Below are 25,975 nucleotides of genomic sequence, written 5' to 3'. Positions count from 1 at the left end.
TGTATTTATTTTTTAATTGGCTTTTACAAAGGGTATGACACTTTAGAGTGACTATAATCCTTCTTTATTATACTTAGCGTGTAACTTGGCTTGCTTCTCCATACGCTTATCTGCTTTCTTTTCAGACACTACCATGCAAGCGTGTATAGCGCCTGGAACCCAGAAAAATAATGTTAAGAAAAAGTTAATTAGTGCTTGAATAGGCTTGCCACATAACAATACGGCTACTGGAGGCAATAGAATTGCTAAAAGATACATTAGGATCACCTTCTTTATGTGTAGTTTTTATTATTATTCTACTATTCTACACACTTAGTTTGATTCCTTTTTTCGACAAAATAACTCTTTTCCTGCAACATGAAAAATACCGCCCCGAAGGACGGTGCATATGGAAGAAAATGGGCGTTTTGTGGGTGATGAATGATGAACTCTCCACAAATGCCTCTACATATAAGGGTTATCCAATACTACCTTCCATCTCGAACTTGATTAATTTTGCTTATAATGGCACGAAATGATTAATAAAAAAATCGCTCAAACCCTTGATATTAAGCCATTTATTCAAATGATATAAAATAGAATATAATTTCAACTTGGCACAGACTTGGCATGAATTTGGCACAGCGTTACCATTTGGCTGCAGTAACATAAAATAAGGGTTTTACAGTAAGAACTCACGGTTTTCGCTGTGAGTTCTTTTCATTTTCTTTTGAAGGTTCTTATTGAAGTAAAGCTACCCGTTAGTTTAAGTATATTCAGAGCTAACTGATGCCACTAAGAATAATTACATATTTACTGTTTTTCACCTACTAAACGGTATTTATTTTTTCTTCGCACGTTTTCTTCTTTTTCTCTTCTTTTTATTCCTGCCCTTTTTTACTGATGAAGGAGACTTAATTATAAGTTCATATTGACTTTTTCCGACTTGTCTGGCCCGACTTTTTGGCATTTTATCTGGATTCATTTCTATACCATGTAAATGAACTATTTCATCGTTAGGAACTGATAAATCAAAAGAATTATTTAGTATTTTAAAAGAATCAACAATAACTTTTACTTTCCTCATCATTATTGTGACTTTCTCCAAAGAGAACTCTTCATTGATTTTAGGATAATAAGAACCATTTTGTAAATTTTCAGCTGCTACATTTAATTGTCCCTTAGCATCAAAAAGAGCTTTTTTAAACATCCTTATATTTACAACAGTGAATGGACTAGGTTCGATTAACCCACTTCCAATTGACACCCTTGTTAAAACAAAATACGATATTTTTTTTACTTCCAATTCTCGGTGAAATGCTTTAAGTGTAAAGTCCTTTATATTATTCTCTACAACTTCCTTATACTTTGGAAGTTGAACATGTAACCCTTTACTTATTTCTTGATCTTTACTTTTAATCTCAACAGAAGTCACTGGTTCAACAAACCACTTCATCTCAAACAAAATAAGTGAATGACTTTCTTTATCATAAATACCATAATCTATATCTGTGCCTTCAACAGGCACACTATGGCAGACACTTAAATTAGGGTACTCTTTAGTTATAGCACTTAAATCATTTATAAATATTTTTTCCTTTTGGTCAGAATCATTATTAGCCTCATCACCATATATTCTATTTAGAGTAGATAAAATGTTTCTCCCAGGCTGATTATATAGGATAAATTTTGGACTAAAAATCTTTCAACCATCAGAAAGTTGGAAAATAGGTTCTGTTATAGGTGTAGTAAATCTTTGTTGACCTTTTTTTTCACCTGTAAAAGTTAAGTCATTTATTAACTTTAAAGTTGTTTCCTTACTTACATCCTCTAAACTCCATGAATCAATGTTTATCCCATGGACGTTTGGAAGATTACCACTTAAGTTTTCTTTATTGCTACGGTCTGCCCAGAAAGCCTGACGAATGACTCTTCTCCATACATTTTTATATCTCCAATTGTATATGGTCCTATTTTATAATCATCGGGAAAGTCAAAATCAAATTCAACCTTCGCCATCCCCCTTGTTTGATATACCATTTCAGGGATATTACCGAAAAGATTACGTATACTCAAGTCTGCTTTTTCATATTTTTTGTTTTTATAATTATTATTATCATCAAGCAATACAGCATTAATTCCTTCAAAGATAGCAAACCTTTGTGAAGGGAAATTAAATTCTATTTCTTCTTCATTATTTACTGTAGCAGTATATAACCCTTGCCAGTAAGGCATAAATATTTGTTCTGCTTTAGTGTGAATCAAAGCCTTAGAGTAAGCTTCCTCTGTATATTTTATTAGTAGGCGTTCATCGCTTTCAATTGTTAATCCATCCATACCACATTTTTCAAAAGCCTTCTTTATAAGCCATTCACATGCTTGCATTAAGTCTAACATTTTACCTTTTAACTCTGCTTTTTGCTCATATGGAGCTGACTGAATTAACTCACCAAGTTGAAACGCCCATTCTTCAAATAATTGACATGCCAAAATTATTGCGGCATCTCTAGATAATTTCCAATATTCTAATCCCTCAAAATCCTGATCTATAATTGCCTCAATTTTTCCTACTTCTTTTTTAGAACTCACGCCCACACCTTCTCATTAGTTAGTATTTTACATAAAATATTTGACTTTCGCTATTTTTCTTTACTCCCCATTTCGGATCAAGGGGAGCCAATGAGCGAAGCTCATTTAGTGAAACATCTAACTGTGCTTCAATCTTTTTTTTATATAAGGAAAACTTTGCTTCTTGTTCAGCTTTTTCTTGTAACCATTTTTCAAGTTCTGCTTTGGATTTGCGGCCACGTTTCTTTGGTGCTGGTTTATGCTTTTCTTCTTTAGATGGAGCTTGATCTCTTGCTTCAATATGTGTGGCTTCAATGGCCACAGTGTCATCATCAAGAAACCCCTGAGTTATTGCTTGAAGGAGAAGAGTCTCCTTAACTTGTTCGAAAACAGGCTTTTCACTGATCTTTGTTAACATCCTTGAGTACGAAACTTCTGATGGAACAGCATCAGATAAAAGAAACCCGCAATCTAAACGAAACTTATTGTCATTTTTCAGACGCTTGATCAAATCTTTAATTCTAGGAATTTTTTCTGTAATTCTGACAACCAGAGAATATATCATTGCAGAGTAATTCAATTCAACAGGAGCCCCTTAGAGCGATTTCTTAAATGCCACAGCTAAGATCGGTAGATGTCAATCTCTGAAAATATAGCTTCAAAGCAATGGGTGGGCTCCATTTCATATAATTCGTGGATGTCAAACAGGCTTCCTTGTTTTATAATAGCCATAGGGAGTTTCGAGTTTCCTCCAATCTCTAATTTTTGTGTGGTAACAATAATTTCGAGATTTTGGGGAGGTACTTTTTTTTTAGTCCTTAAAAACCCTTGAGCCTGTTGGGCTCAACTTTATGAAATTGATTCATTTACTTAATTATTTTTTTTAAATCTTCCAATTCGTCAAATAAGGAATCAAAATTAGTCAATACTTCTTCTATTTCTTCTGTGTTACTTTCAACTAACTTCTTGTATAATGACTCCATTTCATTATAAAAATATGATAATTGTTCAATTTTGGATAATCTGACTTTCTCTTTATATGTTTTTAATCCATAATGTTTTTTTGCATTTTCAAAACATTTGCTTATTGCATGAGTAACGTTTCCTGTTTCAATATGCCTATGGCATCTTTTACAGAGGGTAACTAAATTATCTAGTTCATGATTTCCCCCCAACCTTCTAGGTAGAACATGGTGTACTTCTAACTCTTTATCATTTTCACAAATATAACAATGATAGGAGTCCCTTCGCAACACCGCCTCTTTTACTCCTTCTGAAAATCCTCCTATATTCCAGTAGTTTACACTGTTTATTATCCCTTGTTTTATCATTTCCTCTTCGGGTTAATAGAATAATAACTCTGTCCGTCACTAAGTTTCTTATTTCCTCCTCAGTTTTATTTTCTTTTACGACAATTAATCTTATTTTTTCTATATTCCTCCATACATTGTTCAGAGCAATATATTAGATTATTACCGTTGAAAATAGTCATTATTTTCTTGCAATTTTTGCATATTTTTCTTTCCTTTTCAGCAGAAGCAATAACACTTCTACATTCTTTAGAGCAATATTTAGCACTTTGAACTGGCTTGTAAAAGATTTCCCCACAGCCATAACATGTATGTGTATAATACCTCTCCTTGCAAGCCTGTGAACAATAGTTTGCCAATACACTTGGTAAAAAAACCTTATCGCAAGTATAGCACTTTTTCATTTTGCACTTATCAGAACAAAAAGTTGTTGATACTTTGAAAAAAACTTGATATTACATTTCTTGCAGTATAGTACTTTAATTTTATTCTTACATTTATCAGAGCACCAACGTTGATTACTTGTTACTTTTTTAAATAGTTTAGAACAATATAAACAAAAATCCTGATCATAAATAGAATTGCATTCTTTAGAACATGTAAGAATTCTGAAGTCATTTGTAAGAAAGCTTTTTGAGCATACCTTACATGAATTTCTATATTCCATAGATGATTTTCCATAAGTTATATTACTACAAATACTTGAACAATACTTTTGAGTTGCTGTTTTAGCATTAAACTTATTCCTACAAACATGGCAAGTTTTCTCCAAAACATGATTAGTTTGCATATTATCCTCCCAATATTCTTATTTGATTTAGTTATTTCAATATTTTTATTATATTTCCTTTTAATTTTTCAATAGTGACAACATTTATAGTCAATAAATAAATTTAGAATAACCCCTTTCTAGGAGTTATTCCAATTAATTTTGATTCCATTTTTTGTTTAATTAGCTGTAATTGTGTTTGTTTTGTTGATTAAATTAACTCACTGACATTTCTAGATTGTAAAATCATCAACTTACAATGAATATTATACTTAGTTACACTAACTATCTAAGTACGCGGAAATATAGGGGCCTTATCTTTAGGCTGCCAAAACTCCTTTTTCCACTCTCCACTATTAAAATATTTTTGGTATTTTTCTAACTTAGCTTCCATTACTTTTTCGCTTTAAATAGAGTTTTGTATTTCAACGAAAAAGGATGCTGCCTTCCAAATCATAAAGATATCTGGTTCTATTAACTCTTTACCATATTTAGGTTCTTTTAAAATTTCTTTAGGTGCTTCATTTGCTCTTTCTTGTTTATAAAAGTCTTCTATCTTTAAAAAGCGATCTATTTTTTTGCTATTCTTCTTTATCTACTGATATATTGATATCTCCATCTTAAAATTCTTTTTTCCCTTTAAAATGTGATAATAGATAGGTTACACTTTGTTGGACAGTTTCGTTAAGATCATATACACTCGATTCAAATATTAAATGAAGAAAATCATAATGACCAAAAGAAGAACATTCTATCGTGCAATTGCATGCTGCAGGAAAGCCAAGGGAGTGAAATGATTAAGAAATATGATCTATCACCCTCTGCCTTTGATACATGGGTCCGCCAGCATAAGTCAACGGGTTCCTTCGAAGCAAAAATAATCGTACTCCAGAACAAGAAGAGCTAATTAAACTTCGAAAAGAAAATCAAAGGCTGGCAATGGGAAACGATATTTTAAAGCAAGCGGTGCTGATCATGGGAAAAAAGTAGTTGTGATTCGAAATAACCGTCACAAATACTTGGTATCAGCAATGTGTGATGGCCTACAAATTACAAGAAGTACCTAATACTATGAAGCAAAAATACGTTATAGCCTAGGTGATGAAATAGCAACCATGGTGGTAAACACCTTTAGGAAAAAAGGGATATTTATAGTAAAAGAAAGATTAAGAAAGAGCTTGAAATACAGGGTTGGCAAGTGTCACGATGCCGTATCGGTCGAATCATGAAGGAGCAAGATCTCGTTTCAAAGTATATGGTGGTTCAATTTAAACCAAGAAAAGCCAAATGTAATGAATCGAGCATTAGGAATACATTAAATTGTAAATTTGATCAGGATTAGGAACTACAAGTGGTTGTTAGTGATTTAACTCATGTAAGAGTACAACAGACATGGCATTATATCTGCATCCTGGTTGACTTATATAATCGAGAGATTATTGGTTATAGTGCAGGACCTCACAAAAGTGCAGAGCTAGTTCAACGTGTCTTCGCCACGGTTAAATACAATCTACAGCGCCTCGAATTATTCCACACAGACCGCGAAAGTGAGTTTAATAATACGCTCATAGATCAAGCATTGGCGGTATTTGGTATCGAGAGATCATTGAGAAAAAAGGAAACCCATATGACAATGCCGTAGCAGAAGCTACATTTAAAACCATTAAAACTGAATTTATTCATGGTAGAGTTTTCTCTAACCAACAAGAACTTGAATTTGAGCTTTTTGATTATGTAAATTGGTTCAATAATATCCGAATACATGGATCATTGGACTATCTAACACCCGCTGAATTTATGCACCTTTAAAAATTTGTCCACTTTACTGTTGACATACCAGATACCTATTTTGATATCACTGAAAAAATAGAAGAAGACGAACTTCAAAAGTTCGCCTCCTACACTAAAATGTAATTTCAACTCAACTTGGCACAAAGTTGGCGCGACACCAAATTGCTAAGTTATAAAACCCCTCAAGCCTTTGATATATAAAGGTTAACCAATAGACCCTTCCATCTCAAACTTGATCAATCTATTCATCTCAACCGCATACTCCATTGGAAGCTCTTTCGTGAATGGCTCGATAAAGCCCATTACGATCATTTCTGTTGCTTCTTGCTCAGAGATACCTCTACTCATTAGATAGAATAGTTGCTCTTCAGATACTTTAGAAACAGAAGCTTCATGTTCTAGCGTAATATTATCATTTAGAATTTCGTTATATGGGATCGTATCTGATGTAGACTCATCATCCATAATAATTGTATCACATTCAATATTCGCTTTTGAGCCTTCAGATTTGCGACCAAAGTGGCACAATCCGCGGTAGGTTACACGTCCACCCTGCTTACTGATGGATTTAGATACAATGGTTGAAGTACAGTCAGGCGCTAAATGAATCATCTTTGCACCCGCATCCTGATGCTGTCCACGACCAGCGATGGCAATAGAAAGTACGCTTCCTCTCGCTCCACGCCCCTTCATCACAACAGCAGGGTATTTCATCGTAAGCTTACTACCGATATTTCCATCCACCCATTCCATGGTTGCTCCTTCTTCAGCAACGGCACGTTTGGTTACAAGGTTGTAAATGTTAGGAGCCCAGTTTTGAATAGTCGTATAACGAGCACGAGCATTCTTCTTGACGATGATTTCAACAACCGCACTGTGAAGGGAGTTCGTGCTATAGACAGGTGCTGTACATCCCTCAACATAGTGGACGAAGCTATCCTCATCCGCAATGATCAATGTACGCTCGAATTGTCCCATATTCTCCGAGTTAATACGGAAATAGGCTTGTAATGGGGTTTCGCATTTGATCCCTTTTGGTACATAGATGAAGCTTCCTCCAGACCAAACAGCACTATTTAAAGCAGCGAATTTGTTATCTGTTGGAGGGATCACGGTTGCCCAATGCTCTTTGAAGATGTCTTCATGCTCACGTAACGCCGTATCTGTGTCTGTGAAGATAACTCCTTGTTCAGTAAGATCTTCTTGCATATTATGATAAACAACCTCTGATTCATACTGTGCTGATACTCCAGCTAAGAACTTTTGCTCTGCTTCAGGAATCCCCAGCTTGTCAAAAGTATTCTTAATTTCCTCAGGTACCTCTTCCCAAGTCTTACTTGTTTTTTCAGATGGTTTTACATAGTAGACGATATCATTAAAATCTAATTCGCCTAATTCTCCACCCCACATAGGCATCGGCATTTTATAGAATAACTCTAAGGATTTTAAGCGAAAATCTAACATCCATTCAGGTTCATTCTTCATGGAAGAGATTTCGCGAACGATTTCTTCTGTTAATCCTTTACCAGCTCGGAAAATAGAAACATCCTTATCTATAAATCCGTACTTATAATCTCCAATATCAGGCATTTTTTTTGCCATCTTCATTTCCTCCCTTCAATAATTCCTGTCCTGCTTCTTGCTCTACACCCTTCTCTAAGGCTTTCCATGCTAGGGTTGCACACTTGATTCTAGCAGGAAACTTAGCCACTCCTTGAAGTGCTTCTATATCACCAAGGTCAAAGTCTCCCTCATCGTACTCTTCGCCTAGCATCATTTTGGAAAAGATCGCAGACAGAGCAAGAGCTTTTTCCACATCTAAACCTTTAATCGCATCTGTCATCATAGAAGCTGAGGCTAAAGAGATAGAACAGCCTTCTCCATCAAATTTAGCATTTTGTATGATTCCATCTTCAACAATCATGTGTAGTTGTATTCGGTCTCCACATGTTGGGTTATTCATGTTTACTGTTAATGCACCGTCTGTAATTTCTCCACGATTACGGGGATTCTTATAATGATCCATAATCACCTGACGGTACAACTGGTCTAGATTACTACCCATAGACATGACCAAAATACTCCTTTGTTTTTATTAGTCCATTATATAAAGAATCAATATCTTCTTCGGTATTATATAAATAAAAGCTAGCTCGAGCTGTAGCCGTAACCTGTAGCCATTTCATCAAAGGCTGTGCACAATGATGTCCTGCTCGCACGGCAATTCCGTAAGAATCCAAGGCGGTAGCTACATCATGCGGGTGAACGTCATCTAAATTGAAGGTAACTAGTCCCGCACGATTTGTTTGTGGTCCATAGTACGTAAAGCCATCAATCTTAGAAAGCTTCTCTATAGCATATTCAGCCAACATATGTTCATGCTTTTGGATGTTATCCAAACCGATCGACTCTAAGAAGTCGATCGCAGCTCCTAAACCAATGGCTCCAGCAATGATCGGTGTTCCTCCTTCAAACTTCCAGGGAAGCTCCTTCCACGTTGATTCATGAAGCTCTACGAAATCAATCATTTCTCCACCAAATTCAATAGGCTCCATTTTCTCTAAAAGCTCCTGCTTCCCATAGAGTACCCCAATTCCTGTAGGAGCACACATCTTATGCCCAGAGAAAGCAAAGAAATCACAATCTAGCTCTTGTACATCCACCTTCATATGAGGAGTACTTTGTGCACCATCTACTACCATGATCGCTCCATTTTGATGAGCCAATTTGGTAATATCAGCAATTGGGTTCACCGTCCCGAGTACATTTGAAACATGCATGACAGAAACGACTTTTGTTTTCGGAGTAATGGTTTTTCGCACATCTTCTAATAAAATGGTTCCGTCTGGCTGCAAGGGGATGTATTTTAACGTCGCCCCAGTCACTCTAGCTACTTGCTGCCAAGGAATCAAATTACTATGATGCTCCATTGGGGTAATGACGATCTCATCCTCTGCTGTACAATGCTGACGGGCATAGCTTGAAGCGACAATATTCAATGCTGTTGTCGTTCCACGAGTGAAGATCACTTCTTTCGTGCTTTTGGCATGAATAAATTTGCGTACCTTCTCACGTGCTCCCTCGTATCCATCCGTTGCATAGGTTCCTAATGTGTGAACACCTCTGTGTACATTGGAGTTGTATGAACGATAATATTTTGCTACCTCTTCGATGACTTGAATCGGCTTATGTGAAGTGGCAGCACTATCTAAATAAACTAATGGATGACCATTGACCTCTTGATCTAGAATGGGAAAGAGTTCTCGGATTTCCTTCGCATTCATGACGAGATTTTCCTTTCAATAACCTCCACCAAACGCTGTTTCAGCTCATCCACAGGAATGTTCTCAATAACTGGTGCAAGGAATCCTAAAATGATTAAACGTTCTGCTTCAGTACGAGTTAATCCTCTAGCCATTAAATAGAATAATTGAGTAGGGTTGACCTTTCCAACTGAAGCCGCATGCCCAGCTCTTTCTACATTCTCATCAATAAGGAGAATTGGATTAGCATCCCCACGTGCTTTTTCATTTAACATTAATACTCGTTCAGATTGCTCACCTGTCGATTTAACAGCACCTTTTTCGATTTTTGTAATACCGTTAAATATGGCTCGCGCAGCATCTTTCATGACACCATGACTTAGCATTTCGCCATTTGTATAATGACCAAATTGATGCATCTTCTGTACAAAGTTGAGAGATTGCTCTCCTGTTCCAACAACCACAGATTTCGTATCTCCTGTAGAACCATTCCCTTTTAAGACGGTTGTGTTATCCGAAACTGTATTGCCGTTATTCATCTGTCCAAGAGCCCACTCGATACGTCCATCTTGCTCCACTTTAGCTCTTCGGTAAATGTAGCTTGTTGTATTCGTTCCTAGGTTATCCACCGCAGCAAAGGTTACTTTTGCTCCTTTACCTACGAATACTTCTGCAATATAGTTATGGACACTTTCCACAGAAGCCGTACTAAACGAGTTCTCCACGTACGTTACTTTACTGTTGTCTTCTGCCACAATTAAAATATGGGGAATTAAACCGGCATTTCCGTTCTCTTGCCAGAATAAACTTTGGATAGGTAAATCAATTTCAACATTTTTGGGTACAAATAAGAATACACCACTGTTGACTAAGGTAGCATGAAGAGCTGTGATTTTATGCTCATCAACCTTAACCACATGATTCATAAAGTATTTTGCTACTAAATCTCCATGCTTTTCTATCGCTGTCTTGATATCTGTATAGATCACTCCCTTGCTCTGTAGTTCAGAGCTAAGAGCTTGATAAACAGCCGTTGTATCTCTATGCACAAGAAGGTTGCCTGCTTGCTTATCCTGACCCAAGTAACTACGAACATTTTCAGGAAGCTTTTCTATAGAAGAAACGACTTCATGCTCTGTCGTTTGTGAGAATTGAGTTAGGTTCCATTTATCAATTTTTGTTTTCTCTAATTTAGGTAAATCGAGTAGTTCACTATTTTCTAGACCTCTAATACGCAACTCTAGTACCAAGCTGGTTCTTGACGTTCTTTTGAATACTGAGTAATATATTCACGGTCGAAGTGCTTTATTGTTTCTACAGTCATTGCAATCCCTCCTCACCGTTTTTTTAGGCTTGTTGGCCAACTGTTTCGTCTTTGATCCCTAATTCATGCTTGACCCAGTCATAGCCTTCAGCTTCTAATTTCTCAGCAAGCTCAGGACCCCCTGATTTAACAATGCGCCCTTGCATCATAACATGTACAAAATCCGGCTTGACGTAGTTTAGAAGTCTTTGATAGTGAGTAATAATCAAGAAACCTCTTTCAGGGCTTCTTAAATCGTTGACTCCTTTGGACACTACTTTTAGAGCATCGATATCAAGTCCTGAGTCGATTTCATCTAAAATACAGATCTTTGGTTGGAGCATCATCATTTGAAGAATTTCGTTACGCTTCTTCTCTCCACCAGAGAATCCTTCATTTAAATAACGCTGTGAAAATGATTCATCCATTTCTAAAACGTTCATCTTTTCATCCAACTGACGAATAAATTTCATCAGAGAAAGCTCATTTCCCTCTCCGCGTTGTACATTGACTGCCGAACGCAGAAAGTCTGCCGTAGTTATTCCACTAATTTCACTCGGATATTGCATCGCTAGAAATAATCCAGCACGTGCTCTTTCATCTACTTCCATTTCTAGAAGGTCCTCACCACCAATCTGGACAGAGCCTCCTGTTACTTCATAGCTTGGGTGTCCCATTAATGCAGAGGCAAGTGTACTCTTTCCTGTACCATTAGGTCCCATAATTGCGTGAACCTCTCCACCTTTAATCTCAAGGGAAAAGCCCTTTAATATTTCAGTGTTGTCAATAGAAACCTGTAAGTTTTCTATTTTAAGATGTGGTGTCGACATAAAAAAATTACCTCCTGAAAATTGTATATTTTGATTCATTTCTTGATTCAACTAATTATCAAATGATTATCACTCATCTGTATTATTATAGTATACCATATGTAGAAATCAAGAAAAGTAACTCGTTAGATAAATACACCATCTAACTAACTATTTTAAAATAATTATTATTTTATATTACTTATATTTTAACACAAAAATTACACAATTGCATCGTTTCCATCTTTTTTTCCTTTTAAATTGATCTAATTTGGTTAAGATATATCCGTGGCGCGAAAGTTAAGGAGATACACGTTCAGTCTTGCCCTTATCTTAGCCAGAGTATACAACAAAAAGGAGGAATTTTTTATGGGTATTTTGAGTGGAAATCCCCAAGAGGAGCCGATGCACTACGGAGAGGTCTTTGGAGTATGGAGCTATTTAACTGCCTTAAAAGGGCGAGTAGCAGAGTATCAAACACTGATAAACCATACAGGTGACGGAGATCTTAAGTCTTTTCTTGAAGATCGACTAAAAAATGAAATTAAGCCTTCTATTCAACAAGTGGAAGAGCTTCTTAAAGCAAATGGTATCGCCCTTCCTCCCGCTCCTCCAGAGCGCCCAGTAGCAAATTTAGAGAGTATTCCTGTTGGTGCAAGGATCAATGATGCAGAAATCGCAATCGCCGTTTCAAAAGAGATTGCCATGGGCTTAGTCACTTGCAGTCAAATCATTGGACAATGCATTAGAGAAGATATTATTCAAATGTTTGTTCAATTCCACACCACAAAATTGCAATATGGAGGAAGATTATTACAATTGAACAAACAAAAAGGATGGATTGTCCCTCCTCCGCTTCATGTAAAAACACCAGAACCTGTTCATGCTTAAACTCAAAGCTAAATGAAAGGAGCCGTCTTCTTGACGACTCCTTCATTCCTGTTTCCTCCGCTACTAATGTAATAAATCACTCAAACATTCCTGTACCAAAGTAACACCTTGACTCATGGTAGCTCCTCCGCCAAAGGCAGCAGATACTCCAACAACTTCAAGTATTTCTTCTTCACTAGCTCCTTTATGGATCGCTTCTTGTGTGTGATACATAATACAGTACTCATCTTGAGAATGGATACTGATTCCTAAAGCAACAAGATGCTTCATTTTTTGATCCAGTTTTCCCGGAGCAAAGCACGCACCAGTGAATTCAAAATATTTTTCAGCTACTTTGGGCATTTTCTTCTTAAATTCTGCTAAACCCTCTTTGTATTCATGCAACCATACTTCTACATCGCTAGCGATATACTCTTCTTCCTGCATCGTAGGACTCCTTCCATTTGATATCACATATTGATTTCACATGGTTAGAATACCCTGTAAAAGCCGGTTACATACTATTTTGGTTCTCTTAAAACGACACTTTTACCTTATAATCCTTAGCGATTTGAGTAATCGTTGATTCATATTGAGTATTATCAATGGTTAGGTTAACTCCATCCAGCTTGAGATATCCTGAAGCTGTTGTTTTTCCATTCTCCACTTCTTTTGTATATTTAAGCTCTTTTTTTGCCTCTGTATCTCTCAATTCAATAGAGCTCACTACCTTGCCTTTTGAATCCTTTGTGTGAGAATATTTAATCGTTACTTTATCCTGTGTAATAGTGTAGCTAGTGGACTCAGAGTTGCTTTTTACCTCTGTGTCAAAGACTAGGGTTCTGTCGTTTGTTTTATAATTTAAGCTAATCTTACTGTCTTTTGAATCCTTATTCTGAACAAGAGCGACAAGATTTTTGCTTACTTCCTTGCTATCAAATGTGCTGTTTGTTTTAAAATGGGTATCGATCATTTTCTTGATGGCTGCTGCTGCTTCATCTCCAGTAAGAATATTGGTCTTGCCATCTTTTTGAGTCAGGACATACATTTCCTTTACTCGGTCTTTGTTATATTGATATAGATAGCTATTTTTACCGGAAGTGATTTCAAGATTAAAGTTAGCTATTCCTGTGAGATTCTTGTACTCGTCTTTTGGTTTGTCTGTTTTTGGCGTTTCTCCATACAAGGCAAACTTATAGTCCCCAAGTATTTGTTTAATCGTTGGTTCAAGAGAAGTATCCTTAATCTCTAAAGAAAGACCCTCTAGTTTAAGATAACCTGATGCTGTTACTTTAGAATCGCTTATTTCTTTCTTGTAAGAAATCTCCTTCTTCGCATCCGGATCCTTTACTTGTAGATTTGACGTTACCTTTCCTTTGGAATCTGTTGACTCAGTATAAGCAATGGTTGCCTTTCCTTTACTCCAGTTCATTTTAGTCGCATTGGTTGATGCTTTTATTTCGGAGCTAAATTCTAGATTGCTCTCTTTTGTTTTATATTGAACGGAAACATTCGCTTCTTTATCAGAAGATGTCTGTGCTAGAAGAGCTAAGTTTTTCGTTGTCTTCTTCAGATCAAATGTAGATCCTGCTTTGAAATGGGTATCAATCGCCGCTTTTATGGCTGTAGCTGCTTCCTTCCCTTGGAGTAAAGAGCTTTTTCCATTTTTTTGAGTTAGGACATAGATATCGTTTGGTTTCGCCGCATCATAGGAATAGACAATGCTATTTTGTCCTGAGGTTAATTTGACATTAAAAACAGAAACGTTTTTTAATTGATCCCAAACAACCTTATCATCTTTCTTAGACTCTCCACTGACAAAGATAATTTTTCCTTCATTATTGAGGATGACTTCTAAGCGATCCCCATCTTTGAATACATCCAGCGTTGAGCGTTTTTTCCCATTATAATAAATGATTGCTTTATCGCTTAATGTATAAGTGACGCTTTTTAGATCGGAAGCGCTTCTGCCTTCACGGATAAATGTCATTTTTTGATCTCTAGAGTTATAGGATGTAAAATATCCTTTGATTGGCTCAAGAATAATATCATTATAATCATCATGATCAGAGATATAATCTAGCATTCTCTCAAGAAAAGCAGCGATCTCTCCTCTTGTTACTGGTTTATTAGGCTGGAAGGTTTTATCTCCATACCCCTTAGCTAAGTTTTCGGAAACTGCCACTGCCAGCTCTAATCTTTCCTCCGCAGTTAAATGGGCGAGGTCAGAGAACTCTAAATCTCTTCCTTTGTAATGATCAACATCAATACCCAAGCCCTTCACCATGAGAGAAGTCACGAAAATTCTGGAAGCTGCTTTATTTCCTTGGAACTTCTCGTTTTTATCTAGCAAGCCTAATTCAAGTGCCATGGCAATATGTCCTCTAGCCCATGTGGAAATGGAGTTTTCATTTTTAAAAGGAAGCTTTACTCCATTTTTTGCACGTTTCTGCGCCTCTTCTTCCAAACCTAGTAATCTTACAACAAGAACGACCGCTTCTTGATGAGAAACAGGTTTGTTAGGCTGAAACGTCCCATCTGTATATCCAGTTATAATCCCTAGTGTCATCCATTTTTTCAATTGTTTTCTGTCCCCAGTAGCCTTCGATGTCACTAAAGCCTTTTGATTTTCTTTCTTTTTCAACCTTCACTTCATTTTTCTTGTTCTTCCCTTTTTCCTTTGCCTCAATATCACCGACCCCATAGCTAAAAACCAGACTCGTAGCTAAAGCAAGTGGAAGCCCTTTCTTAAAAACCTTTTTCATGTCAACTTTTTTCATGTGTCTTAACCTCTTTCATCATGTAATATTTACCGTTGACATATTTTTCGCACTGTTCATGTTGAATTTTGGGGGTGCTACATTTTTTTATTTTAAAACAGCAAAAAACCCCAGTGCTTGGCACCGAGGTTTGTGTCTTACGATTGGTTATCCTTTTCCTTTTTATTTCGTTTTGGCTCTTCCTGATGTTTTTTCTTTTCATTTTGATCATGCTTCGACTTTCCATTGTTTTTCTCATGATCTTTATGATGGTTCCCCTGTTTCTCTTTTTCTTGATTCTTCTTTTTCTCATGATCCTTTTGCCCATTATTCTTTGTTTCTTTATCTCTTTTTTCGTTCTGGTGTCCTTTGTTTTGTCCCTTATCTTTTCCGTTTTTCTTATCCACTTCATTTTTGTGGGACTTCAAACGAATCTCTTGTCCAGATTCTTTGGTCATCGTCTTTAGTTTTTGTTCAAGAAAGTATTCTAAAGATGGTTGATGATCTTCTTTTTTGTCTTTGCTTGGATGGTTGCTGTGATTTTTAGAGTTGTTTCCTTGATTGCTCTTTCTCTTGTATTTCCTTTTTTTTCTTTTGTGTTCATGATTGTTTTTTGGGCTCTTTTTGCCTTGATTCTCTTTAGATTCTTTCTTCTCATTGACTTTAGAATCCTTTTTATCCTTCTCTTTAGAGTCTTTCTTCTCTTTCTGTTCCTTTGAATCTTTGTTCTTCTTTTCTTCTTTTTCTTTCGAGTTCGTCTTCTTTTCTGTAGACTTGGTATTTCCTTTATTATTTTTATGATCGGAATGATTTCTTGCATTAATAGAAGATATTAATGAGTCCATACCACCAAGCTTCTCAGCTATTTGAGAAACAGATTTCTTAGAAAGATCATTTAATTCAATATCGGAACCTGAATGTTTAGCCTCTAGAAATAAAGTGTACTTTCCTGGGGACACTCCAATTTCTCTCGCTTTTCTTTGATCCTCTGGATTCACTTTCACACGATGGATTTTTATTTCTTCATGTTCATTGGTTGACAGGTCTACCATATTGGCTACTTCATCTGATTGAGCTGCTTGCACCTGAACAACTTCCTTCGTTGCCAGCTCATCGCCCTCGCTGCCTAAATCGGCAGAGAATAGCATCGCATACTCTAAGTCATTTAACAGCATATCAAAGGTTTCTTTATACTGTTTCTCTTTTTCTTGATCGATAAATGCTGTGGAGATCAGCACATCATGATTCAATGTTAAATACCCTTGATTCTGAGCTAAAAGAATAATTTGTACAGCGGCTTCTTCCACTGAATGATAGGACTGATGATCCAGAAGACGGATCATTTCCTCCCCTTCTTTATTTGTACCTCTGAGACGAATCACTTCCATATCTTCATTTACACTCATTTCAACACTAGGGTTGATATCAACATAAACGAACGCTATTTCATGCTCTGGTTGATTCAGGTTCATCAAAGCAAGCACTGTTGCAACAAGTAGGAGGACTGAAGCCGCTAGGGCAAGTGGAGAAATAGACCAGCTGCTCTTCTTGAATGTCTTCTTTAGTGGTTGTTCAGTCAGAGTGATTTCGTCTCCGATCTGCCAGTGCTCACTTTCCTTTTTGATCGATCTAAATTCTCCTTGTTTCGTTAAAACAACCACTTCTTCACCCTTTATTTCTAGCACAATTCCTTTGTTCAAGCCTTATCCCTCCTTTCCATATATGTCTTGTTCTGGCTCGATATATGATCTCAGAGAATAATAGTTCCCAAGATAAATTAAGGCCATTGCAATTATATACTTTCGATTCCTTTCTACTGTTTTACGACTGCACTTCACATATTTTAATAATTCTTTCATGGGAAGCTGCTTTTTTTCTAATAAATGACTCGTTAATTCTGGATTCGAGGCTAATTGCTTCGCAATTTGCTTGGCATTTTCCCTCGCATCAATATGCTTTGGACACTGTCCAACTAAATCTGTGAAGGTAATATCAAACTCCCGAAGTTTTTTCTGATATTCGGAAATATCATCTCTTCTTTTCTCACTTTCTTGAATCACTTCATACTGAGCAAGAGAAGCACTAATTTGAGCTAAACTTTCTAACTGATTCTCTTCATCTAGATTGTCCTGTTCTAAATAAATATCTCTTGTTTGCCTCGCTTCACGACGAATAAAGTCAATGACCCTTCTTCGGATGACCATTTCAGCAAAAGAAAGGAAAGCACTTCCTTGATTCATTTGAAATGCATCAATTGCCTCGTTAAAAGCTTCTAACGAAACGCTAAATTCATCACTTTGTTGATCTATATACCTTTTACAAACCTTAGCAGTTACCTTAGCAATAAAAGGTTGATATTGCTTGATTAGTTCATTACGAAGGAACATATCCTGCTTAGCAGCAAGGACCAATTGCTCCAAACTAGACGATTTCGGCTTGGGAGCTTCTGTTTTCTTCATCCACTTCCCGATTATAAAAGACAACAATGAGCTCACCTCTCAAAGTATAAAAACATTCGACATTTTTCGAGTTTTTCTGGGGGTATCCATGTCATTTTCTTAAACTTTTCCTTTTTCATTTTACTGTACTCTTGTTACTTTTTCTAACACTAATTTCAGATCACTCTTTTTTCACAAAAAAAGGTTAAGAGTGCGCTAACCTCTCTTAACCTTACTACCTATCTATATGTTTTTTTCTTTTGCTTCATTATGGGTTATGAAATTTTTCTTTGATATTTTCGCAAACGTTCACTCAGTACCTTCAAGCGTTGAAATAACTCACTTTCCCATTCAGAGTCCTTGATTTGGCGGGCTACAGAAAGGAGATCAAGAGCGTGATCAATCTGTTTTTTGACAAAAGAAGCATTTATCTTTGAATCCACGTCTAGACAATCGCTAAATAGCTCTTCTAACTGATCATATTCAATATAATCATTAAAAAAAACCTCTGGAGCATGATCATTCTGAGCGTACTCAGCTAAGATATCATACTCATCCTTGATTTTTTCATACACTTCAATGGATTGACATATAGGGCAATAAACAATAGGTACTTGATGAATAAACGTATTAAAGTGCTTGACTGTTCCTATGGTTCCAATCATACTAGCTCCACAACACATACTCATAACCCTTTCCCTCCCTTATCTGCCTCAAGAATCCTATAGACTTCTAAATGGATTAATAATTATATTCAATACGAGAGGGTAAATTCCTTTTTCGATACAAAAAAGGGTTTCTCCATTCCATTAGAACAGCACAATTCCGAGATAAATGATCATCCATATAATCATGCACTACACGAATAGGCTTTCTCCCGCATTTTAACATAAAGGTTATCACAGGATCTCTAAGTTTTCCAGACACAACATTTTCTAAATAGGCTTCTGGGCTCATCTGATCAGCTACTTTATGATAGCCCGGCATTCTGACAGATCCTAACAAACGTTCCAGTGACATTTCAATCACTAAGAAATACGCAGCTTGCATAAGAAGACGTCCAATTCCATGTCTTCTACTTGAGGGAGAAACAATCATATCCGCTACATACAAGGAGTTTCCGTTCTGATCATGTTTCCCTTTGAGATAGCCTTCAGCTGTCATTCGATCCCAGTCATGAGTGGTTCCTTTTCGATCGTCGATAATCAATGTCGTCATACTTCCAACAATCTCTCCCAAAAAAGTCGCACAAATCGCTCCCTCTGGAAAAACTTCAAGATGTCTGTTCAACTGTTCATCATCCCATAGATCTGTTTCGGGAAAGGGAGGAGGATAGCATTCTCGTTCAATTTGGCGAATCGCTTGGAAATCATCCTTCTTATAATTTCGGATAATCACCTTTTCCGCCCTCTCTCCCTCTTCTCCTAGCACCATCATTTCTAAATGCATCATGTTTTTTTCCTCCTGAATCACATTAAAAACCTATACCCTATTTTGACCAAAAACAAACCGTTTCTTTCCACTGGACAAAAAAAATGATCCTTCCTAGCTCTGGTCATTAATTTCTGGTAGAATGTCTTAGAAATCACTCACATTAGGGAACGTAAGGAGGGATTGTTTCCATGACTCAAGTTCGTATTGCTGCTGTACAACATCAAATGAAGCCCATCACTATTTTCGATCAATTCGCAGATCAAGTATCATCCTATGTGCGCGCTGCACGTGATTGGGATTCACACTTCGTTCTATTACCAGAAATGTTTACCTTACAATTACTTAGCTTCTTTCCGAGAAAAGATCCTCAAACAGCCATCCGATTGCTTCATGAATTTACAGATCGATACATAGAATTATTTCAAAATTTAGCGCAGGAAACTGATTTATATATCATCGCAGGTACACATATGGTCAAAACAGAGAACGATCTTATGTACAACATGTCTTACTTATTCCATCCAGATGGCAAGATTGACTGTCAACCCAAGGTCCATCTCACTCCATATGAAAAATCTGCTTGGCTTGTTCAAGGTGGAGATGAATTTAAAGTATTCGACACCAAACATGGAAAGGTAGCTATTCTGATTTGCTATGACATTGAATTTCCTGAAGCAGCTAAAATTGTCACTGATTTAGGAGCCAAAATCATCTTCTGTCCATCTTGTACAGATGATGAGCATGGTTTTCATCGCGTTCGATTCTCTTGTCATACGCGTGCTATAGAGAACCAAGTCTATGTTGTCCATACTGGTACAACGGGCTGGCTTCCCAATGTGCAATATATGGAAGGAAACTATGGAGAGGCAGCGATTATTGCTCCTTGCGATACCCCTTTCCCTCCTCAGGGAATTATCGCCAAAGGTCAAGCCAATATGGAGTCCATTATCGTAGGAGACATCGATTTAGAACTATTAAAAAAACTGCCTGAACGGGGTTCTGTTCGAACAGTACAAGATCGAAGACCGGAAATCTACAGAAAGTATATTCAATATTAATACCCCTCACTTTTAATACCTTTCACTCAAGCTAACGCCTATAAGACAAAGGATGTGGATGATGATGAGTTACAAGCAATATGTGATCGGATTAGATATCGGAACCACAAGTGCCAAAGCGGTTCTCTTCACCCTTGGAGGAAAGGTCGTTGCAGAAGCAGAAAAGCCCTATGATATCTCACGACCTCAGCCTTTATGGGCTGAGCAAGATCCACTAAGCGTGGAGGCGGGCTGTCTTGAGGTGCTAAAACAAGTAATGGAAATGGGGCAGGTACGACCAGAAGCACTTTGCAGTGTAGGTATCTCCTCGGCGATGCATTCTCTTATTTGTGTGAATGAGGAAGGTGCTCCACTCTCCCCTTCGATCATATGGGCTGATGGCAGAAGTCATGAGCAAGCAAAGAGAGTCCAAGACACTCATTCTTCTATCTATCTTCGAACGGGCACTCCTCTTCACCCTATGTCTCCCTTAGCAAAGCTGCTATGGATGAAAGAAAATCCTTACACCCCTTATCGACAAGCTAAACGTTTTGTTTCAATAAAAGAATTTATCCTATACCGCTGGTTTGGAACCGACGTCATTGATTATTCCATGGCGTCGGCAACAGGTTTGTTCAATATTCATACATTCGAGTGGGATCAAGAAGCTTTGCAGCTCTGCGGAATTACAGAAGAACAGTTATCTAGACCTGTTCCCTCTACCTATCTCCTTCAAGGACTTCGACCAGACATTGCATATAGAATTGGGATTCCGAGTGATCTTCCCTTTGTCCTTGGAGGAAGTGACGGTCCTCTTGCTAATTTAGGAATTGGGGCTATAGCAGCGGGAGATGTAGCAATCACCATTGGAACAAGTGGAGCCATAAGACAAATGACCGATCGCGCACAGCTGAGTCCGAATCAAGAAACGTTTTGTTATGCCTTCACCCCTCAATTATGGATAACTGGAGGACCCACTAATAATGGAGCGAATGTCCTTCAATGGATCAAGAACATATTAGGGGAACTGGAGGTCGAACAGGCTCACAAGCAAAATCTTAATCCTTATGAGCTCCTTACTGCCCTTGCTGAACAAGCAAATCCAGGAGCGAATGGACTCCTCTTTCTCCCTTATTTGAATGGAGAGCGCGCCCCTTTTTGGGATGCAAATGCCCGAGGATGCTACATAGGGTTAAGCGCCTCTCATCAGAAAAAAGATTTGATTCGAGCAGGATTAGAAGGAGTCATCTTTAGTCTATATCATATTGGTGAAGCGCTAGAAAAAAATGTGGGATCTGCGAGAAGAATCTTCGCTAGCGGGGGGTTTGCCCGTTCCTCCACCTGGCTTCAAATTGTCGCCGATATGTTTCAACAGCCGATCGAGGTTCCTGAATCGCACCAAAGTTCTGCTTGGGGAGCTGCTTGGCTCTCTCTTTATGCCTTGAATATTGTTCCGTCTTTAGAGGCGATAGGTTCCTCTATTCCCATGAAAAAAAAGGTCATTCCTAGAAGCGAATATCGAGAGCAATATAGGCAAAGCTATCAGATATATCAATCGCTTTATCATGCGTTGAAGCCAACATTTGACCAGTTAGCCCAGTTTTCACAGTCATCTCAAAAATAGGCGATGATCATGCAAGCATTTCGAAACTTCTTGGCAAGAAGTCGAATAGAATAAACTAAGTTTACTTAGTGCAACTCTTTTTCAACAACGAAACATTCGGCTTTTAATTGCCGAGGAGGTAAGAATCATATGCTTAAATCGATTGCCATATTAACAACTGTATCCCTTCATTTTGCAGCCACCAAGCTTAAAGAAAAGTTAAGAAAAGCAAAATAGATTTTCCCCAGAGCTTCTTACTTCTTATCTACAGATATCAACGTGCAGGAGGAATGAATAGTGGATTGGTATGAAAGACTACATGAATATTTTCCTGAACACGAGATGAAAGACCCCAGTCAACTGAAAGCACTGCTTGATGATAAAGATATCTACCATAAAGAAGAAACAGAGGATTATCTTGTCCTTTATGCTGAATTTCCGCGCTTTATTTTTATCGATTATTTTCTTGTTGCTGACCGAGCTAGGGGAAAAGGAATTGGAAGTAAAGTACTGAATCAGTTTAAACAGAAAAAAAAGATGATTCTCCTTGAAGCAGAACCCATCGATCCTGAGGATGCAGATACGGAGAAAAGACTCGCTTTTTATTATAAAAACGGCTTTCACAAAGCCACTCGAATTGAATACATCCGAGAAGATGAGCATGGCAAGCCCTACTCTATGAATGTTCTCTATTGGGCTCCTGCCCCTGAATCAGAAGAAGTGATTATGAATAAAATGGTGAAAGCTTGTCAGGAAATTCACAATTTCCGCTCTAAGAAGTATTATGGGAGACTTCTGGCTGATCCAGATAAGGTCCTTCATTTGAAACAGTAAAAAAGTGTAGAGATCTCTCCTCTACACTTTTAGTATTTAATCTTATTGACATACGATCTTCAGCTTTGCTTATTCTTCTTAATCGTTTTTAATCATTTCTTCATATTGTTCAGCAGACATTAGCTTGTCTAACTCAGATGTATCAGACATTTCTACCACAAGCATCCATGCCTTATCATAAGGAGAAGAATTCACTAGTTCTGGTGAATCCTCTAATTCACTATTTACTTCAAGAACTTTACCACTTACAGGTGAATACAGCTCAGAAACCGTTTTCACTGATTCTACACTTCCAAAGCTTTGATCTTGTTCCACATCGTCCCCTGCTTCTGGCAGTTCAACGAAAACAATATCACCCAGCTCAGATTGAGCAAAGTCTGTAATACCTATGTATACTTTATTTCCATCTACTCTTACCCATTCATGCTCTTCACTGTATTTTAATTCCTTTGGTAAATTCATCAATATCCCTCCAAATTAAATGTCTACAGCAACATCATACTATTTTCCCCATACCTCTGCAAATGAATCCTCTTTAAACCCAATTGTTACTTTTGTTCCATTTGTTACAATCGGTCTTTTTATTAACATACCATCTGAAGCAAGCAAAGCAAGCTGCTCTTCTTCTGACATGGTTGCTAATTTGTCCTTTAATCCTAACTCTTTATATTTATTCCCACTGGTGTTAAATATCTTTTTCAACTCAACACCAGATAATTTCCATAGTCTTTCTAATTCCTCTTTTGATGGGGGCTGTTCAGCAATGTTGATTTCCTCTAATTGATGCTCTTGTCCCACAAGCCAAGACTTGGCTTTGCGACAAGTCCCGCATTTTGGATAGAGATACGCTGTCATATTGGACATTATTTTTCCTCCTTCGTCTTGAATACTTTAGCACTTCTAACATATTCAACATCCTTCTGTCCTGCACGAACATTCACGACTCGAGCCACAGCAAATAAGTAGTCAGATAACCGATTCAAATATTGACGGACAAAAGGGTTAATCGCTTGTCTACGCGCTAAGCGCACCACATTTCGCTCCGCTCGTCTAACCACGGTTCGCGCTACATGAAGGAAAGCAGCCGCTTGAGTTCCTCCTGGTAGGATAAAGCGTTCTAACTCAGGAGCTTCTGTCATGTAGTGGTCTATACGTTGCTCAAGATATTGAACCATAGATTCCTCTACTTTATATGGATATTTTTCCTCAGCTCCTGCCTTCATGCTCAGATCTCCACCACAATCAAAGAGTTCATGCTGAATCTTTTCTAATTCATCCCTCAATTCTGTAGCAGCGGGAGGTAGGAAGGAAACAGCCACACCAATACAACTGTTGGCTTCATCTACTGTTCCATAGGCTTCTACCTGTTCATCATCTTTTCCGACACGTCCGCCTATAATACTTGTTTCACCAGCATCTCCTGTTTTCGTATAAATCTTCATGATTCGCCGCCCCTTTTCACTTCATTTTTTGACCTAATCCATTCCATACATACACGACTTCAGTTGCTTTCTCTGCTGCATCCTGCAAAACCCACCCGGCAAGATCACGCCACACTCGTTCTTCCTTTTGAAGCGGGACAATCCCTCTGCCCATTTCAAGCATAATGAGAGTGACCTGCTTCTGCTCTGTTTCTTCTATATGCAGGAGATGATCGAAAAAATGCTTCATCCTAGCACGAATAGAATCTACCTTCGTACTGCCTTCAGCAGAGTGTCTATCCAGCTCCTGCCAAATCCATTGCTCCCAGCCTTCAAACACAATACTTGGATTCATGATCTTCTTTTCATGCCAAGAGTTCTGCCATTCCTTCCAATCGTCCCCCTGATAAGCCGAAACCCAATAGGGGTTCTTTATTCTTTCTTGAACAACTCTTCGTTTTCCTGCATAGGCACCACCGACAACGAGCCACATGTCCAGCTTCCCCCCTTTCGTACCAGCTCTACTCTGTACGCTGTACCATGTAGTACATTCCAGTCCCAAAAAGAGGAAGAGGGCTGTAAAAAAGTGAGAATGTGCCGAATGACCCCACCATGAGTGCAAAGCAACATGTTTTCACCATTCTCCATCTCCTGAAAGAGTTGGTCTAAAAATAGTTTTACCCGTTTTTCGAATTGCTCAGAAGATTCCCCTTGTGGAGGAGAAAAACGAGTCTGATCATCAAGCCAAAGTCGATAAGTCTGATCTTCTTTTAGCTCCTCATAGGTCTTTCCTTCCCACAGTCCAAAATGAAGCTCTCTTAATAGAGGGGTTCGTATCATCTTATTCAACTGAGCCGGGAATAGATACTCCGCCGTTTCTATGCACCGCCGCAGATCGCTACAATACATTCGGCTCCACTTTATCTCTGCTAGAGCCACCTTCAGCAGACTTAATGTCTCCTTCCCTTCTTCTAACAGAGTAAGATCCGTATGTCCAAGGTATCTTTTTTCTTTATTCCACAGTGTTAAACCATGGCGAACCAAATATAGCTGACAAGAAGCAACCATAGCTCTCCTCCTTCAATTGAGGCTCCTAATACATCCCCATTCAATCCTTTTAGATGGTACATGATCCATAGAGCATATCCCAGCAAATAAATACCATAGCTAAGGAAAAGGAGGGCAAAAATACTTGGCGATATAAGGACGAGTACCACAAGTGGAACCAAAGATAAGATCATGCCATGAATGGAGAGTCCCTTCTTCCATTCCCAAGCCAGCCCCTGTTGCTTGGCTAGGGGCATCCAGTATAAAAGAAGAAGCGTCCCGAAGCGAGCCAGCACGGGAATGAAAAGCAATAGAATAGGTAGAACATGAGTGATTTCAATAAGAGCCACCAACAGCCCTAGCTTCCAGCCTAATACTAGAAATAGCGCGATCATGCCAAAGCTTCCTACATGAGGGTCCTTCATAATCTCCCATTTCTTCTCCAACGGTGCATTAGAGCCAATAGCATCAGCAATATCCATCAAGCCATCTACATGTAAGCCCCCTGTGAGCATCAGCCATCCACTAAGGAGAGCCAAGCCTAGTAACCATGTAGGGATCAAGCCAGGTAATAGAAGGTAGAGGGCTGTGAGAATTGCGCCAATCACAAGACCCACTGTTGAAAAATGCCCTAATGCCCAACGCATCGTTTGCTGATTCCATGGAACAGCGAAGGGAAAAGGAATACTTGTTAGAAACTGAATAGATAAGATAAATCCCCTGATCATATTCTTCATCTT

The 25,975-nt window shown here is 37.9% G+C and carries 25 protein-coding genes and 3 pseudogenes; 5 read left to right on the top strand and 23 right to left on the bottom strand.

Annotated features, from left to right (window positions below; translation table 11 throughout):
* Window positions 1–51: 51 nt before the first annotated feature.
* The 5 genes and pseudogenes from JCM10596_RS02155 to JCM10596_RS02135 form a co-directional block, all read right to left on the bottom strand.
* Window positions 52–258 (bottom strand): YqaE/Pmp3 family membrane protein, encoded by a 207-nt coding sequence (locus tag JCM10596_RS02155; protein ID WP_025025721.1) that lies wholly within the window; start codon window positions 256–258, stop codon window positions 52–54.
* Window positions 259–820: 562 nt separating this feature from the next.
* Complete coding sequence (locus tag JCM10596_RS02145; RefSeq protein ID WP_025025719.1) at window positions 821–1,507, bottom strand: hypothetical protein; 687 nt, start codon at window positions 1,505–1,507, stop codon at window positions 821–823.
* A gap of 353 nt (window positions 1,508–1,860) precedes the next feature.
* Window positions 1,861–2,568, bottom strand: coding sequence for a hypothetical protein (locus JCM10596_RS23380; protein WP_034680249.1), 708 nt, complete (start codon window positions 2,566–2,568; stop codon window positions 1,861–1,863).
* Between the two features lie 31 nt (window positions 2,569–2,599).
* Window positions 2,600–3,279 (bottom strand): annotated as a pseudogene (locus tag JCM10596_RS23375) (transposase); the annotation flags it as partial.
* Window positions 3,280–3,413: 134 nt separating this feature from the next.
* On the bottom strand, window positions 3,414–3,878 hold the full coding sequence (locus JCM10596_RS02135; RefSeq protein WP_025025718.1) for an HNH endonuclease: 465 nt from the start codon (window positions 3,876–3,878) through the stop codon (window positions 3,414–3,416).
* 1,501 nt (window positions 3,879–5,379) lie between these two features.
* On the opposite strand from JCM10596_RS02135, the pseudogene JCM10596_RS29040 reads away from it, so the two are divergent.
* Window positions 5,380–6,435: pseudogene (locus JCM10596_RS29040) on the top strand (IS3 family transposase).
* 186 nt (window positions 6,436–6,621) lie between these two features.
* Here the strand turns inward: JCM10596_RS29040 and sufB are convergent.
* The 5 genes and pseudogenes from sufB to sufC all read right to left on the bottom strand — a co-directional run bounded on the left by sufB (window position 6,622) and on the right by sufC (window position 11,813).
* Entirely contained in the window at window positions 6,622–8,019 is a 1,398-nt protein-coding gene (gene sufB, locus JCM10596_RS02110) for a Fe-S cluster assembly protein SufB (protein ID WP_025025715.1), read from the bottom strand.
* Window positions 8,000–8,482 (bottom strand): Fe-S cluster assembly sulfur transfer protein SufU, encoded by a 483-nt coding sequence (sufU, locus tag JCM10596_RS02105; RefSeq protein WP_439644800.1) that lies wholly within the window; start codon window positions 8,480–8,482, stop codon window positions 8,000–8,002. The genes sufB and sufU overlap by 20 nt, the downstream gene beginning before the upstream one ends.
* Complete coding sequence (locus JCM10596_RS02100; protein WP_025025713.1) at window positions 8,475–9,701, bottom strand: cysteine desulfurase; 1,227 nt, start codon at window positions 9,699–9,701, stop codon at window positions 8,475–8,477. The genes sufU and JCM10596_RS02100 overlap by 8 nt, the downstream gene beginning before the upstream one ends.
* Window positions 9,698–11,004 (bottom strand): annotated as a pseudogene (sufD, locus tag JCM10596_RS23365) (Fe-S cluster assembly protein SufD). The gene JCM10596_RS02100 and the pseudogene sufD overlap by 4 nt, the downstream one beginning before the upstream one ends.
* A 23-nt stretch (window positions 11,005–11,027) precedes the next feature.
* Complete coding sequence (sufC, locus tag JCM10596_RS02090) at window positions 11,028–11,813, bottom strand: Fe-S cluster assembly ATPase SufC (protein ID WP_025025712.1); 786 nt, start codon at window positions 11,811–11,813, stop codon at window positions 11,028–11,030.
* A 348-nt stretch (window positions 11,814–12,161) separates the two neighbouring features.
* Here sufC and JCM10596_RS02085 point away from each other — a divergent pair, with 348 nt between their 5' ends.
* The gene (locus JCM10596_RS02085) at window positions 12,162–12,683 is read left to right on the top strand and encodes a DUF3231 family protein (protein WP_025025711.1); all 522 of its coding nucleotides are present in this window, start codon (window positions 12,162–12,164) and stop codon (window positions 12,681–12,683) included.
* Between the two features lie 63 nt (window positions 12,684–12,746).
* Here JCM10596_RS02085 and JCM10596_RS02080 read toward each other — a convergent pair whose 3' ends face one another.
* From JCM10596_RS02080 to JCM10596_RS02045, 7 genes are all read right to left on the bottom strand, one after another.
* On the bottom strand, window positions 12,747–13,109 hold the full coding sequence (locus tag JCM10596_RS02080) for a carboxymuconolactone decarboxylase family protein (RefSeq protein ID WP_025025710.1): 363 nt from the start codon (window positions 13,107–13,109) through the stop codon (window positions 12,747–12,749).
* 88 nt (window positions 13,110–13,197) lie between these two features.
* Window positions 13,198–15,243: an S-layer homology domain-containing protein gene (locus JCM10596_RS02075; protein WP_148302484.1), complete on the bottom strand. Its 2,046-nt coding sequence runs from the start codon at window positions 15,241–15,243 to the stop codon at window positions 13,198–13,200.
* A complete protein-coding gene (locus tag JCM10596_RS02070) occupies window positions 15,182–15,442 on the bottom strand; it encodes a hypothetical protein (RefSeq protein ID WP_025025708.1) in 261 nt (86 codons plus the stop codon). Before JCM10596_RS02070 ends, JCM10596_RS02075 begins: the two co-directional genes overlap by 62 nt.
* A 137-nt stretch (window positions 15,443–15,579) precedes the next feature.
* Window positions 15,580–17,121 carry an anti-sigma factor domain-containing protein gene (locus JCM10596_RS02065; RefSeq protein ID WP_025025707.1) on the bottom strand — a complete coding sequence of 514 codons (1,542 nt, stop codon included), beginning with the start codon at window positions 17,119–17,121 and terminating at the stop codon, window positions 15,580–15,582.
* Window positions 17,122–17,124: 3 nt separating this feature from the next.
* Window positions 17,125–17,904 carry an RNA polymerase sigma-I factor gene (gene sigI, locus JCM10596_RS02060; RefSeq protein ID WP_234410371.1) on the bottom strand — a complete coding sequence of 260 codons (780 nt, stop codon included), beginning with the start codon at window positions 17,902–17,904 and terminating at the stop codon, window positions 17,125–17,127.
* A 230-nt stretch (window positions 17,905–18,134) separates the two neighbouring features.
* Window positions 18,135–18,548, bottom strand: a complete 414-nt coding sequence (locus JCM10596_RS02050) for a hypothetical protein (protein WP_025025705.1) — start codon at window positions 18,546–18,548, stop codon at window positions 18,135–18,137.
* Window positions 18,549–18,600: 52 nt separating this feature from the next.
* Window positions 18,601–19,311 carry a GNAT family N-acetyltransferase gene (locus JCM10596_RS02045; RefSeq protein ID WP_025025704.1) on the bottom strand — a complete coding sequence of 237 codons (711 nt, stop codon included), beginning with the start codon at window positions 19,309–19,311 and terminating at the stop codon, window positions 18,601–18,603.
* Between the two features lie 170 nt (window positions 19,312–19,481).
* Between JCM10596_RS02045 and JCM10596_RS02040 the strand changes: the two genes are divergently transcribed.
* The 3 genes from JCM10596_RS02040 (at window position 19,482) to JCM10596_RS02025 (ending at window position 22,767) form a co-directional block, all read left to right on the top strand.
* Window positions 19,482–20,351, top strand: a complete 870-nt coding sequence (locus JCM10596_RS02040; protein WP_025025703.1) for a carbon-nitrogen hydrolase family protein — start codon at window positions 19,482–19,484, stop codon at window positions 20,349–20,351.
* Between the two features lie 64 nt (window positions 20,352–20,415).
* Window positions 20,416–21,954, top strand: coding sequence for a gluconokinase (locus tag JCM10596_RS02035; RefSeq protein WP_025025702.1), 1,539 nt, complete (start codon window positions 20,416–20,418; stop codon window positions 21,952–21,954).
* A gap of 276 nt (window positions 21,955–22,230) precedes the next feature.
* Complete coding sequence (locus tag JCM10596_RS02025) at window positions 22,231–22,767, top strand: GNAT family N-acetyltransferase (protein ID WP_025025701.1); 537 nt, start codon at window positions 22,231–22,233, stop codon at window positions 22,765–22,767.
* A gap of 78 nt (window positions 22,768–22,845) precedes the next feature.
* Here JCM10596_RS02025 and gcvH read toward each other — a convergent pair whose 3' ends face one another.
* Genes gcvH through cobS form a run of 6 tightly spaced genes read right to left on the bottom strand, consistent with a single transcriptional unit; the run spans window position 22,846 to window position 25,963 of the window.
* A complete protein-coding gene (gene gcvH / locus JCM10596_RS02020) occupies window positions 22,846–23,229 on the bottom strand; it encodes a glycine cleavage system protein GcvH (protein ID WP_025025700.1) in 384 nt (127 codons plus the stop codon).
* Window positions 23,230–23,268: 39 nt separating this feature from the next.
* The gene (locus JCM10596_RS02015) at window positions 23,269–23,631 is read right to left on the bottom strand and encodes an arsenate reductase family protein (protein WP_034680247.1); all 363 of its coding nucleotides are present in this window, start codon (window positions 23,629–23,631) and stop codon (window positions 23,269–23,271) included.
* Window positions 23,631–24,209, bottom strand: coding sequence for a cob(I)yrinic acid a,c-diamide adenosyltransferase (locus tag JCM10596_RS02010; RefSeq protein WP_025025698.1), 579 nt, complete (start codon window positions 24,207–24,209; stop codon window positions 23,631–23,633). The genes JCM10596_RS02015 and JCM10596_RS02010 overlap by 1 nt, the downstream gene beginning before the upstream one ends.
* Window positions 24,210–24,225: 16 nt before the next feature.
* Window positions 24,226–24,681: a bifunctional adenosylcobinamide kinase/adenosylcobinamide-phosphate guanylyltransferase gene (locus JCM10596_RS02005; RefSeq protein ID WP_025025697.1), complete on the bottom strand. Its 456-nt coding sequence runs from the start codon at window positions 24,679–24,681 to the stop codon at window positions 24,226–24,228.
* A complete protein-coding gene (locus tag JCM10596_RS02000; protein WP_025025696.1) occupies window positions 24,621–25,256 on the bottom strand; it encodes a histidine phosphatase family protein in 636 nt (211 codons plus the stop codon). Before JCM10596_RS02000 ends, JCM10596_RS02005 begins: the two co-directional genes overlap by 61 nt.
* Window positions 25,214–25,963 (bottom strand): adenosylcobinamide-GDP ribazoletransferase, encoded by a 750-nt coding sequence (gene cobS / locus JCM10596_RS01995; RefSeq protein ID WP_234410373.1) that lies wholly within the window; start codon window positions 25,961–25,963, stop codon window positions 25,214–25,216. Before cobS ends, JCM10596_RS02000 begins: the two co-directional genes overlap by 43 nt.
* Between the last annotated feature and the right edge of the window lie 12 nt (window positions 25,964–25,975).

Source organism: Caldalkalibacillus mannanilyticus JCM 10596 (assembly GCF_000615945.1).
GTDB classification, from domain to species: Bacteria; Bacillota; Bacilli; order Caldalkalibacillales; family JCM-10596; genus Bacillus_AT; species Bacillus_AT mannanilyticus.
This window is presented reverse-complemented; position numbering and strand designations above follow the sequence as displayed.